Below are 12,920 nucleotides of genomic sequence, written 5' to 3'. Positions count from 1 at the left end.
GATCGGTCACGTGGACCGATGCATCGCCGCACTATCTCTCATCATGCCGCGCATTGCAGCGGTGCGACCTGGGGTGCCGTGCGCCCCAGTGCGCGCTCGCGGGCCGCAGCAATCGCGCTTGCGTCAACCTTGCGCCAGCGTGCGCACACGTGCTGATCGGGACGAATCAGATACACGGTGCCGGGCGCGGCGTCGTAGCGCTGCGCGGCCAGCCCTTCCGAGTCGTGCCAGACGCTGTGTGTGTCATGCGCATCGAGTGCGGCCTCGGCATCCGGGGTGACGAACACCGGCACGACGGGCACGTTGTCGCCGGCAAGCGCCTCAAGAGACGCAAGCACCGATGCATCGAGCGACGACGGCGAGCCGAACACCAGCGCGACGAAGCGTCCGCCCAGACGCGGCAACAGCCAGCCTGCCTGCGCGTGACGCGAGAGCGGTGCATCGACGCACGCGGCCCCCGGCGTCATGCGTCCGGCGAACGTGTCGCACTCCGCGGTGTTCAACGTCGACTCGTGCAACACGGCGGGCACGGACAACCGTCCGCTGTTGACCAACTGACGCGCAAACGCATGGTCGCGGGCGAGGGTGAGCACCGCGTCGCGGAACACGCGCGACACCGGGCTCTTCGGCGTGATGAAGTCGGTCGAGCGTGTCGAGTTGCGGATGTTTTCATCGGCCGCGTATTCGCGTTCACGGGCGTAGGTGTCGAGCAGCGCGTCGGGCGCGTGGCCCGCCAGCACGAGCGCGAGTTTCCACGCGAGATTCTCTGCATCCTGCACGCCGCTGTTCGCGCCGCGTGCGCCGAAGGGCGACACGCCATGCGCGGAATCCCCGGCGAACAGCACGTGGCCGTGGCGGAAGTCGTCCATGCGCAGGCAGGCGAACGTGTAGACGCTGACCCACTCCAGCGTGAATTTGGCGTCAGGGCCGAGCAGTGCCTGCACGCGGGGAATCACGCGCTCGGGGGCTTTCTCTGCGACGGGATCGGCATCCCATCCCAACTGGAAGTCGATGCGCCACACGTCGTCCGGCTGGCGATGCAGCAGGACCGACTGATTCGGATGGAATGGCGGGTCGAACCAGAACCAGCGCTCGGCAGGGAAGTCCGCCGTCATCTTCACGTCGGCGATCAGGAAACGATCCTTGAACGTGCGTCCGTGGCTATCCACCCCGATGAGCTTGCGCACGGGACTGCGCGAACCGTCGGCGGCGACCACATAACGGGCGGTCGTCCGGTATTCGCCGTCCGGCGTCTCGACGGTCAGCGTGACGCTGGCGTCCGGCGTACCGGGCGTGCCCTGCTGCGAAAGCCCCATGACCTTGTTCTTCCAGCGGATCTCGATGTTCGGCAGTTCGCGTGCGCGCTCGAACAGATAGCCTTCGACGTAATACTGCTGGAGGTTGATGAAGGCCGGACGATGGTGCCCCGCTTCGGGCAGCAGATCGAAGTTGTAGACCTCCTGATCGCGCAGGAACACGCGACCGACATTCCACCGCACGCCTTTTTCCACCATGCGCTCGCCGCAGCCGAGGCGGTCGAAGATATCGAGCGTGCGCTTGGCGAAACAGATGGCGCGCGAGCCGGTCGAGAGCGTGCAGTCGTCGTCGAGAACGATCACGGACACGCCTTGCTGCGCGAGGTCGATGGCCGTGGCGAGGCCGATCGGGCCTGCACCGACGACGATAACGGGATGTACCGCGTTTGCGCCGTTGTCGGACTGTTCCGCGCACGGCCGATAGTCGAACGTGAGGCGCTGGTAATCGATGCTGCTCATGCAAAGTCTCCATCGTCGGCACCGCACCGGCGGTTGCGCGCCGGCGGGTGACGTTTTTCTACTTCTGCTTTGGCTTGGTGCTTATCGTGTGCGGCGCGGCGTTCGGGCTCGCGCCGGGGTTCGTGCCAACGAACTCAGTTCTGTCAGTCTTGCAGGGCGGCCCACATTTCCTTGTCGCGCTGTGCCGTCCAGATGCGCGGATGCGTGATGCCGGCTGCTTCATCGAATGCGCGCGTCACGTCGAACGGCAGGCAGTGTTCGTAGATGAACACGTGCCCGAACTTCGGATCCATCTTGCTGCGCGTGAGCGCCATCGCGCCCTTGAGGTCGAGCTTCTGTTCGACGGCCTGCTTGCCGGCTTCGAACAGCGTCGTCACGAAATCCTTGGTGTAGGCGAGGCCTTTGGCGACTTCTTCAGGCGTCACGAGCGCCGGACCGCGTCCCGGCACAAGCTTCTCGGCGCCGAGTGCACCGAGCGCGTCGAGCGTGGCGGGCCACTCGGCCAGTTGGGCGTCGCCGGTGTAGCAGGCTGCGTCGTACTCGACGAGGTCACCCGAGAACAGCACCTTTTGCGACGGCACCCACACTACGGTGTCGCCCTTCGTGTGACCCGAGCCGAGGTGCGCGATCTTCACTTCGAGCTTGCCGAGGAACAGCGTCATTTCCTTCTCGAAGACGAGCGTCGGCCACGTGAGGCCCGGCACCGTCTCCACACCTGCGAACAGACGCGGGAAGCGCTCGATTTCCGACTTCATGTCGGCTTCGCCGCGCTCGACGATCATCTCGTACGTGCCACGGCTGGCGATGATCTGCTGCGCGCCTTCTTCGAAGTAGGCCGATGCGCCGAGCACACGCACGGCGTGATAGTGCGAGAGCACCACGTACTTGATCGGCTTGTCGGTGATCGTGCGGATCTTGGCGATCAGGTCCTGCGCCATGGCGGGCGTGGCCGTCGTGTCGACGATCATCACGCCGTCGTCGCCGATGATGACGCCGGAGTTCGGATCGCCCTCGGCGGTGTACGCCCAGGTGTTTTCCGACAGTTGGGTGAACGTGACCTTCTTGGCTTCCAGGTCGGCTTGCGAGGCGAATGCTTTGGCCATGCTTGTCTCTCTTTATCTCGTCTGCGGGGAGGGTGCTGCTGGATGAGGGCATCTTACGAAACGCCCAGAATATTTGTCAATGACAAATCTGATTGTTATTTGCTAATGTTGCGACGTGAGCCATCGAGGGACGTTTTCATCGCGGGTCAAACACGGGTTAAGCACGGGTTTACCCTGCGACGTCGGGCGAATAGGCAAGAACCTGCGCGCCGACTTGTTTAAAATCTAGGCCATTTTTCCGAGGGAGCCTGTCTCCCAAGACTGCATGAACCGAATTCCGATGGACGGTGTGGCCGATGCCGCAAGCCAGTCCGAATCTGGCCAGCCGGGCCGCGGCTCGCGCGGTGTACAAAGCGTGGACGTGGCGGCGCGGGTGCTTCAGGCACTGGCGCAGGCGCGCCGCCCGCTGGGGCCGGGCGATCTGGCATCGCTTGCGGGTCTGCCGCCGGCGCAGGCGCATCCGTATCTGGTGAGCCTGACGCGGCTCGGCCTGCTCAAGCGCGATCCGATGTCCGGTGACTACGCGCCGGGCCCGATGACGTTGCGTCTCGCCCTGCTGCATCTCGAAAACGATTCGGCCTATCGCGCCGCAGTGCCGCGTGTGGTGACGTTCGCCCGCGAGACGGGTTTCTGCGTCGCGATCTGCACCAGCGCACCGCAAGGGCCGGTGGTCGTGCACGTCGAGCGCGCGGCGTTTCCGTTGCATGTGAACCTGCACGTCGGCTCGGTGATGTCGCTCACCACGACGTCGACCGGCCGCGCGTTCTGCGCCTTCACGCCGCAGGATCGATGGCCGCAGGCATGGCACGAACAGATGCCCGATTCGGTCGCGATGGCCGACGAGTGCAGGCGTTTCGACACGCTGCTCGATGAGACGCGTGAACATGGCATGTCGCGCAGCGTGAACGCACCGAGTCCGTCGGTCAGCAGTCTGTGCGCCCCGGTGTTCGATGCGAGCGGACGTCTTCGACTGGCGCTCACCGCCATCGGTCCGACGGCGGCGCTCGATGTCGCGTGGGACGGTGCGGCGGCTAGCGCCTTGCGGGCGACGGCGGCTGCGATCGCGTCGCAGATCAATGCCTTGGGCGACCACGTGGAGTCGGTGTCATGAGTACGACCGCGAAACCGCAGCGCGGCATTCAGGCGCTGGAGAGCACGGGCATCTTGCTCGAAGCGTTGGTGACGGCAGGGCGTCCGTTGCCGCTCAACGCACTGGCACGCGAAGCCGGCATGGCGCCGGCGAAGGCGCATCCGCATCTGGTGAGTTTGCAGCGCGCGGGGCTGCTGTCGCGAGATGCGAGCGGCAATTTCGAAGCGGGCGGTCTGAGTCTGGCGCTCGGGCTGATGGCGTTGCAACGTCTCTCGCCCACCGGGGAGGCCGAGCCGGAGATACTCGCGCTCGCGCAGGCGACCGGGTTATCGGCGGCCATGGCGGTGCTCGGGCCTGTCGGGCCGACCGTCGTTCGTCTGGAAGAGGCGATGCGTCCGCAGCACGTGAGCTTGCGCATCGGTACGGTGCTTTCGCTGGTGAACACGGCCATCGGACGCACCTTCGCCGCTTTCCTGCCCGAGCCTGTGCTCGACGGCCTGCTCGCGCAGGAGCCGGTGCGCATGGCGGGCTTGGGGGCTGAGTCCAGCGCTGAATCCAGCGACGATGCGCGCACGGTGAAACCGCCTGCGGACTACGTCGCCCGGTTGTCGACGATTCGCGATCAACGTTTCGATACGGCGCTGAGCAATCCGGTCCCCGGCATCGATACCATCGCGGTGCCGGTGTTCGATCACACGGGCGAAGTCACGCTGGTGCTTGCGCTGATGGGGTCGACGGGAAGCTTCGAGACAGCGTTCGACGCTGAGGCGTCGCAGGCCTTGCGCGCGGCAGCGCATCGGCTGTCGTGGCGATTCGGCGCGGTGGGGCGGATGGACCAGATGGACGACGCTCAGGGCAACTGATCGGCGGTCGCGGATTCCGGTGCGGATGCCGATTTGAGGGCGTCGGATCCCGAAATCGACGTATTTCCGCCACGCTCGCGGGTCGTGTGCGTCGCGTCACGGGACGCACGGTAAGATGCACAGCAACGCCGTCCCCGTCACCCCGACCTGCCGCCATGACTGCTGCCCCGAATCGTGTGATGACTCGTGATTCCGTTCGCTTTTCCGATGTGCCGGAGGGCCGTCGAGTGCATGACGGCCCGCTTACGCTTCCCGCCATCGTGCAGCGGCGCATGCCATGGCGCACAGGCGTTGCCGCGCTGGTCATCGCCGGTGTGCTGAGCGCCTGTACGACGTCAGCCCCGCCGCCGGCCAGTCCGGCAAAACCGCCTGAGTCGGCGGCGCTTATCGACGGCATGCCCGCAGACTGGACACTCGTCTCGACGGTGATCGTCAGTCGTCACGGCGTTCGTTCCCCGACGCATGCCCATCCCCCGTTAGACAAACTGAGCCCCGATGCCTGGCCCGGCTGGCCGGTGCCCGCTGGCTATCTGACGGCGCGCGGCGGCTCGCTCGCCGAGCGCATGGGACGGTATTACGGCGACTGGCTGCGCGCGCGTCGGGTGCTGCCCGATAACGCGTGCCCGGCGCCGGGCGCCGTGTACGGCTGGGCCGATATCGATCAGCGCACGCGCGAGTCGGGCAATGCGTTGTTGCAGGGCATTGCGCCGGGATGCGACATGCGCACCTCGCATCAGGCCGATCTCACGACCTACGATGCCGTGTTCCAACCGGTGGCGGCGGGCGATTGCCCGCTAGACCCGGGGGCGGCACGCGGTGCCATCGACGCGCGTCTGGCGCCCGACGGCGTGGCCGGTCTCAACAAGCGCTACGCCGCGACGATCGCGCGTGTAGGCGAAGTGCTGGACTACGCACACAGCCCAGCGTGCGGCGCACCGGGCGGCTGCAAGCTGGAGGATGTGCCCACGCGCCTGCGTGTGGAGGGCGACGGTAGCGGTGTGACGCTGCGCGGCGCACTCGGCAGTGCTGCGAAGGCGTCGGAAGTCTTCCTGTTGCAGTACGGCGAGGGGTTGCCGGACAACGCGGTCGCATGGGGACGCATTCGTGACGACAAGGATTGGGCGCTGCTGCTCGAAGCCCACAACGCGCAGCGCGATCTGCTGAACAAGACCCCGTATCTCGCGACGGCGAACGGCACGCCGCTATTGGCGACGGTGCTCAATGCGCTCACGCGCGCCGAGACGGCCGGTGCGCCGCCGCCTGCTCCGGTACGCGGACCGACATTGCCTGTGGGCAACCGTGTCTACGTTCTCACGGGTCACGACACGAACATCGCCAACCTCGCCGGCATGCTGAAGCTCGACTGGCGGTTGACCGATCAGCCGGACAACACGCCGCCCGATGGCGCGCTGGTCTTTTCGCTGTGGCGCAATCCGGCGGGCGAGCCTTTCGTTCGTGTGGAGATCGTGTATCAGTCGATGCATCAGTTGCGTCATCTCACGGCGCTTTCGCTGGATGAGCCCGCCAAACGCGAAACGCTGTCCATGGCCGATTGCAACGATGGGCCGGATGCAAAGGCGTGCAAGTGGTCGACGTTTGCACAGCGGGTTCGGACCTCGCTGTCGCCCGCCTGTCTCGAAGGAGTGAAGTAACGCGCGAAGTCAAACCCATGCAGGAGACCACGTAAGGGGGAGTCAGCGATGCACAAGATGATTCGAATCACGCCCGCCGCTGTCATGTCGTTCGTTGTCATGCTCGTTGCCGCTTTCGCGGGGACTGCCCGCGCCGAGACGACCGTAAGTACGACCGCCGATTTGACGAGCAACAAGACGGCCTTGCAATACGTGTTTTCCGAACGGGCCATGCTCGTGATGTATCAGCTCGGCGTCGAGAAGGACAAGACGTTCGGCTTGCAGCAGGACTGCAAGACGAAGTATCAGGTCCGTCCGGTCGGTGCTGTGTTGCTCAAGCCGGTGACGTTCCCCGATGGCGGACTCAACCCGAAAAGCGGTGCGTGGCTCACGCGCTATCAGTTGGAGCGCTGCGGCGATAACAAGATATACAACGCGGTGTTCGTTGCAGACCCCAATGGCGGGAATCCTGTGCCGACGCCGTTTTATCCGGGCAATCCGCTCGGTGGCCCGGTGCTGGTTCACGATGCCATGATGAGGGCAGTGACAACGGCGCTGGCGAAGTCAGGACAGTCCGGCTGCCGCAAAGTGGATGCCTTCGATATGAAGGTGAAGCAGCCGCCTCACGACGTGATCGATCACGGCACGACCGTCAAGGGCGTCTGGAAGGAGGTCTGGACGTTCCGGGTTTGTGGCCAGATGGTCGATGTCGATATGGACTTCATACCGGATGTCGGTGGCGGCGGAACGACGATCGTAACGGAGTCGGTGAAGGCCACCCGGGGTCCGGCGCAGTAAGACGCTGTCGCAAGCTGCGTCGAAGGGGCAAGGGACCGCCGCGCGGCCCCTTCCGAATCCGCTCAGGCGTAGTGCGCCACCCCATTGCCGAGCGACCAGTTCTCCTTCACGACCTCGACGAGGTTCACGAACACGTCTTCCTTCCGAATGCCGGGGGTCTCGGCGAGTAGCGCGACGATGCGTTGAAACAGCGCTTTCTTCTGTTCCACGGTGCGCGTGTTGTTGGCCGTGATCTGGATGAACACGAGATCGTCGCTTCGACTGACGTCGAGATACGACTTGCCGTAGCGGAAGTTGGCGGCGTCGTGCTCGGTCAGCACCATGAACTGGTCATCGTCCGGCACGTTGAACGTCTCGCGCAGGGCGTCGTAGACACCGTCGAAAATGGCCTGGCGATAAGCCTCCGGCTTGCCGGAGCGCAATGCAATGTTGACGAATGGCATCGTGGGTTCTCCCCTTGTGGATTCATTTCATCTTAACTATGCTTTTTGCTTATTGATGATTATTTCAAAGATAAGCGTCTGAAATGATTGAACGCCCTCTCGACCTCGATGCCGTCAAAGCCTTCGTCTGTGTTGCCGAGCTAGGCAGCTTCACGCGCGCGGCGGAGGCCATGCAGACGACGCAGGCCGCCGTCAGTCTGAAGTTGAAGCGACTCGAAGACCGGCTGGGTCTTCGGCTCGTCGAACGCACGCCCCGGTACGTGGAGCTTTCCGCAAAAGGGGTGACCTTTCTCGAACATGCCCGCGAGCTGCTCGATGCGCATGATCGCGCGCTCGGCGCGTTTGCGGGCGCCCGGCAGCGGCTGACGATCGGCGTGAGCGATCACGTGGCCGGGCCTGAACTTCCCGCGCTGATCGCGAGAATGAACGCACAGGATCCGGAGTTGATGATCGAAGTGCGGATTGCGTCGTCGGGCGATCTGTTGCAGAGCTTCGACCGGCGCGAGCTGGATACGGTGATCGTGCGCTTGCATGCCGGTCGGGTCGACGGCGAAGTGCTTGCCGAAGAAAGCCTCGGCTGGTTCGCTGCACCCCACTGGCAACACCGGGCGGACGAACCGTTACCGGTGGCCACGCTCGCCGAGCCGTGCGGTGTGCGGGCGATGGCGGCGCGATTGCTCGATGCCGCCTCGATACCGTGGCGCGAGGTCTTCGTCGGTGGCGGCATCCCGTCGGTGGCAGCCGCCGTCATGGCGGGCCTCGGCGTCGCGGCGATGGCGCCCCGGATGTTGCCCTTCGGCGCGCTCGACGTCGGCGCGAAACTCGGACTTCCCGAAATACCCCGGCTGCCCGTGCTGCTGCACACCCGCGTTAAAGCCGGGCGCGAGCACGATGCGCTGATCGCACTGTCGGCCGCGTTTCGTAGTGTCGTGAGAGGGTAGTCGACTTCCGTCGACGTTGGCACTCGGGACGACAGACGCTTCGCACGACGGCATCGTCGGCGCATCACGACATCTCAATGCCGCTCAATGAATCGCCAGCGCGTTCGCTTGTGCGTTGGCGACGCCTGCCGCCACATTCACACCGATGTTGCCCGCCGCGCCCATCAGGGCACGATCGCCGAGCGAAGCGTTCATCGCGCCGGTCACCGTCGCCGCATTGCGGATCGTCTGACGGGTATCGACGGAGATGTTCGAGGCGTTGGCCAGCACGATCTGATTCGACTGGACGTTGAGAGCGCCCGCAGCAACGTTCACGCCGAAGCTGCCGTGCGCGTCGCGCAGCGCATCGGCGCCGAGCGTGGCAACGGTGCCCGAGCGGCCGTTGAAGACTGCGTCGGTGGCGATGGTCTGGCGGGTGGAGAGTTGAACGACGTTGACGTCGTCGGGGGTAGTGGCGAAGGCGGGCGCGCAAACGGCGGCCAGCACCAGAGCACTCAGCAAAGCGAGACGCGGCATGTTGGTCTTCCCCAGATCGTCCGTTGGGACGGATATCTGGATAACGGCGCCTGAGGCGCTCGGGTTGAATGATTTTTTCGTGTGCCGCGTACGCGTCGGGCAATCATTGTTGTGCCCCTGCGCCGACGTGTGCTGCACCGAAAGCCGCAGTCGTTCCCGTGACCGCTGCGGCGCGCATTCTCGCATGACGGCACGTCGCTGTGCCGTCATGCTTGCACGCCCGAATGCCGCCATCGGGCGTGCTTGACGCGCGAGATTAAGCCGGTTCTCCCGCGCCGTTCGTCAATCCTGAGGAATGGTTTTTTGACTGCGCTGCGGCCTGCTGCTGCACCGACGCCGATTTCTTGTGGTCGATGAGCAACACGGCAATCACGGCGATAACGGCGGGAATGGCGATCGCCATAAAGTTTTGCTGCAACGGCAGCGACATGCTCACGAGGATACCGATCACGATCGGTGCGAGAATCGCGCCGCTGCGACCCACGCCCGAGGCCCAGCCGATGCCCGTGCCGCGTGCGGCCATCGGATAGAACTGACCGGCGTAGGCGTATGTCACGATCTGCGTGCCGATGGTCGACGCGCCCGCGAGTCCGACGAGCACGAACAGCACCGGCGTCGGCACCTTCACGCCGAGCAGCGTGATCGATACGGCGGCGAGCGCGTACATGCCCACGAGCACGTACTTGATGTTGAAGCGATCCGCGAGCCAGCCGCCGCCAATCGCGCCGAGCATCGCGCCGAAGTTCAGCACGAGCACGAAGGTGAGCGCGGAGCCCAGGCTGTAACCGGCACTCGCCATGAGCTTCGCGAGCCACGAGCTGAGCGCATACACCATGAACAGGCACATGAAGAACGCCACCCACAGCATGACCGTGCTGAAACCGCGACCGTCCTGAAACAGACGCGAGAGCGGGGCCGCCTGTTTGCGATCGGCGCTTGGCAGTGCGAACTGATCCCCCGATTGCGCGACGTAGTCCGGCGTGAGGCGGCCGAGCACTTGTCTCAGGGCGTCGAGGCGTCCGGTGCGGATCAGGAATGGCATCGATTCCGGCAGCGCGCGCATCGCAAACGGCACGAGCAACGCGGGCAGACCCGCAGCGAGAAACACCGATTGCCATCCATACGATTCGATCAGGCCCTTGCCGAGCAGTGCGGCCAGCATGCCGCCCACCGAGTAGCCCGAGAACATCAGCGTGACGAGCGTGCCACGCAGTCGACGCGGCGAGTATTCCGTCATCTGCGCAACGACGATGGGCATCACGCCGCCGATGCCGACACCGGCGAGAAAGCGCGTCACGGAGAAGCTGATGGGCTCGTGTGTGAGGCCGGCGGCTGCGGTGAAGAGCGAGAACATCAGCACGCAGATGGCGATGGCTTTGCGACGACCGATGCTGTCGGCCACCATGCCCATCACGATAGCGCCGAACATCATGCCGAAGAGCGCCGCGCTGACCATGAAGCCGGCGCTGGTCGCGTCGACGTTCATCGCTTTCATGATCGACGGCAACGCAATGCCCGCGACCGCGAGGTCGTAGCCGTCGAAGATGATGATGAGGGCGCACCAGAGCAGGATGCGTCCGTGATAGCCGTTGAAGCGCGCTTCGTCGGCCAGATGGTGTACGTCGATGTGTCGCATGCGGGTGTCTCCATAACGAATCCGCCCTCCGTCGAAACGCGGAGGGTTCTTTGGAATCTTCTTATGACCGACGCAAGCGGCACCGAGGCCGAGCCCCTTCGACGACCGGTGACCGGCGTCGATGAAGCAAACCACCTCTATGCACAACGGAGGGTGGTTATTTATGCAATATTGTGCATGCAGTAAACGCGAAATGCCCGTCGACTGCAAGGCAAATTTGCAGTGGCTAGGGTTTTACATGAGAAAACCCGATTCGTAAGTGCCTGTTTAATTGAGGCGGGTGACGGTCGTCGGGGGAGGGAAAGTGCGGCGACAGAGCGTCGCCGCACGGCAGGATTTAATGCAACTTATTGCTTGGCCACCGAGAACGGCGGGAGCTGATAGCTCCAGGTCTCGCTGATCGGCTTGCCGCCGGAGACGAGTGCCGCACGCAGTTCCACGACCTTGGCCGGGTCCTTGACCATGACGCGCAGGTTCAGGCGCATGCCATGCGTGACCGGGTTCGGTTGCAGCGTCTGCTCGATGATCGTGGCGTTGTCGCTCACGCTGACTTGCGGCGTGACCGAACCGGCGGGCAGCGTGGCGAGCGGGCCGCCGTCGAAGTCCACGATCAGGCCGGTGCTGCCGTCGAAGTGACGAATCAGGTTGGCCTGCGTGATTTCACCGGCGGTGCGAAGCGTCTGCTTCACCCAGGCGAGATTGCGGTCGATGATGTCGCGCTCGTTCATCGTCCAGCGGATCGTGTAATCGGCTTGTAACGGCTGGCCCTTGGGCGGCAGTTGGTCAGGCGTCCAGAACGCGCCGATGTTGTCGTTGGTCTCGTCCGGCGACGGAATCTCGACCAGTTCGACATGCCCCTTGCCCCAGTCGCCTTGCGGCTCGACCCATGCGCTCGGGCGCAGATCGTAGCGATCCTTCAGGTCTTCGTACTGCGAGAAATCGCGTCCGCGTTGAAGCAGACCGAAGCCGCGCGGATTCGTCACCTGGAACTGGCTGATCGCGAGGTTGCGCGGATTGTTCAGCGGACGCCAGATCCACTCGCCATTGCCCGCGTGAATCGCCAGACCGTTGGAGTCGTGCAGTGCGGGACGGAAGTTGTACGGATCGCGCTGCTGATTCGGCCCGAACAGGAACATGCTGGTGAGCGGTGCAATGCCGAGCTTTGTCACCTTGTCGCGCATGAACACGCGCGCCTGCACTTTCAGCAGCGAATCGTCTCCCGGTGTGAGATCGAAGCGATACGCACCGGTCGCGCGCTTCGAGTCGAGCAGGGCGTAGAACACGAGATGCTTGTCGCCCGCGTTCGGACGCTCGATCCAGAACTCGCGAAACGCCGGGAATTCTTCAGCGATGGGCAGGCCGGTATCGATGGCGAGTCCGCGTGCGGAGAGGCCGTAGATCTGGCCCTTGCCGATGACGCGGAAATAACTCGCGCCGAGCACGCTCATGATCTCGTCGAGCTTGCCCGGTTCGTTGATCGGATACAGCACGCGAAAGCCCGCGTAACCGAGGTTATGCGTGGCGCTGCGGTCGAGTTTGAGGTCGCCGAAGTCGAAGCGGTTGCTGTCGTACTTGATCTCGTCGATCTTCGCGTTGCTGCCGGTGCCGACGATTTCGTTGATCTTCACCGGCGTGCTGAACTGCATGCCCTGATGATAGAAGCCGAGCTTGAACGCGGTGGGCTGATCGTTCCATTCGAACGCTTCGCGGCGCGGCTGGATCTTGATGTAGTCGCCGAACTGCATCTTCGCGAAGGCGGGCGTGAGGTTGCTTACCGGGGCCGCGTAGGGCTTGTCGGCGAGCGCTTTCGCGCGAGCGGTCACATCGTCGAGGGAGAACGCGTGGGCATGCGCGGCACCCAGCAGGGCGGCACCGGCCAGGAGCGTGGGCACGAGCGCGCGTGCGCGTCGTTGCCAGGACATGGCGGGGGAAAACGAAACCACGAATCTCTCCAGTTGTTAGGGCTTGACGGCACAGCATACCGTGCGTGCCGTTCTGCCCGGCTTGGGCGGGCGAAAACCGCGGTGCGTTCGCGGTTGCGTTAGTACGTAACGGTTTTCGTCGAAAACGAAGCGAAATCTCTCAGAAAATACCAATTGTGGCAAAGTATCGCACTTCGCGTTA

At 64.2% G+C, this 12,920-nt stretch carries 11 protein-coding genes; 5 read left to right on the top strand and 6 right to left on the bottom strand.

What is annotated here, in order from left to right:
- Window positions 1-41: 41 nt before the first annotated feature.
- Window positions 42-1,775 carry an FAD-dependent oxidoreductase gene (locus A9762_RS00930; protein WP_069340162.1) on the bottom strand — a complete coding sequence of 578 codons (1,734 nt, stop codon included), beginning with the start codon at window positions 1,773-1,775 and terminating at the stop codon, window positions 42-44.
- Between the two features lie 143 nt (window positions 1,776-1,918).
- The gene (locus A9762_RS00925; protein ID WP_069340161.1) at window positions 1,919-2,878 is read right to left on the bottom strand and encodes an MBL fold metallo-hydrolase; all 960 of its coding nucleotides are present in this window, start codon (window positions 2,876-2,878) and stop codon (window positions 1,919-1,921) included.
- Between the two features lie 265 nt (window positions 2,879-3,143).
- Between A9762_RS00925 and A9762_RS00920 the strand changes: the two genes are divergently transcribed.
- The 4 genes from A9762_RS00920 (at window position 3,144) to A9762_RS00905 (ending at window position 7,260) form a co-directional block, all read left to right on the top strand.
- The gene (locus A9762_RS00920) at window positions 3,144-3,989 is read left to right on the top strand and encodes an IclR family transcriptional regulator (RefSeq protein WP_240493397.1); all 846 of its coding nucleotides are present in this window, start codon (window positions 3,144-3,146) and stop codon (window positions 3,987-3,989) included.
- On the top strand, window positions 3,986-4,831 hold the full coding sequence (locus tag A9762_RS00915; protein WP_069340159.1) for an IclR family transcriptional regulator: 846 nt from the start codon (window positions 3,986-3,988) through the stop codon (window positions 4,829-4,831). Before A9762_RS00920 ends, A9762_RS00915 begins: the two co-directional genes overlap by 4 nt.
- Before the next feature lie 179 nt (window positions 4,832-5,010).
- A complete protein-coding gene (locus A9762_RS00910; protein ID WP_139133015.1) occupies window positions 5,011-6,483 on the top strand; it encodes a histidine-type phosphatase in 1,473 nt (490 codons plus the stop codon).
- Window positions 6,484-6,531: 48 nt separating this feature from the next.
- Window positions 6,532-7,260 carry a hypothetical protein gene (locus A9762_RS00905; protein WP_069340158.1) on the top strand — a complete coding sequence of 243 codons (729 nt, stop codon included), beginning with the start codon at window positions 6,532-6,534 and terminating at the stop codon, window positions 7,258-7,260.
- Window positions 7,261-7,322: 62 nt separating this feature from the next.
- Here A9762_RS00905 and A9762_RS00900 read toward each other — a convergent pair whose 3' ends face one another.
- Window positions 7,323-7,703: a tautomerase family protein gene (locus A9762_RS00900; RefSeq protein WP_069340157.1), complete on the bottom strand. Its 381-nt coding sequence runs from the start codon at window positions 7,701-7,703 to the stop codon at window positions 7,323-7,325.
- Between the two features lie 83 nt (window positions 7,704-7,786).
- On the opposite strand from A9762_RS00900, the gene A9762_RS00895 reads away from it, so the two are divergent.
- Window positions 7,787-8,644 carry a LysR family transcriptional regulator gene (locus A9762_RS00895; RefSeq protein ID WP_069340156.1) on the top strand — a complete coding sequence of 286 codons (858 nt, stop codon included), beginning with the start codon at window positions 7,787-7,789 and terminating at the stop codon, window positions 8,642-8,644.
- An 84-nt stretch (window positions 8,645-8,728) separates the two neighbouring features.
- On the opposite strand, the gene A9762_RS28370 is transcribed toward A9762_RS00895, so the two are convergent.
- The 3 genes from A9762_RS28370 to A9762_RS00880 form a co-directional block, all read right to left on the bottom strand.
- Window positions 8,729-9,160, bottom strand: coding sequence for a hypothetical protein (locus tag A9762_RS28370; protein WP_139133014.1), 432 nt, complete (start codon window positions 9,158-9,160; stop codon window positions 8,729-8,731).
- A 256-nt stretch (window positions 9,161-9,416) separates the two neighbouring features.
- Complete coding sequence (locus A9762_RS00885; protein ID WP_069340154.1) at window positions 9,417-10,796, bottom strand: MFS transporter; 1,380 nt, start codon at window positions 10,794-10,796, stop codon at window positions 9,417-9,419.
- Between the two features lie 347 nt (window positions 10,797-11,143).
- The gene (locus A9762_RS00880; RefSeq protein ID WP_069340153.1) at window positions 11,144-12,718 is read right to left on the bottom strand and encodes a glucan biosynthesis protein G; all 1,575 of its coding nucleotides are present in this window, start codon (window positions 12,716-12,718) and stop codon (window positions 11,144-11,146) included.
- Between the last annotated feature and the right edge of the window lie 202 nt (window positions 12,719-12,920).

The organism is Pandoraea sp. ISTKB, assembly GCF_001721285.1.
GTDB lineage: Bacteria > Pseudomonadota > Gammaproteobacteria > Burkholderiales > Burkholderiaceae > Pandoraea > Pandoraea capi.
Note: the sequence above shows the minus strand (reverse complement) of the source record. Positions and strands in the feature narration are given on the sequence as shown.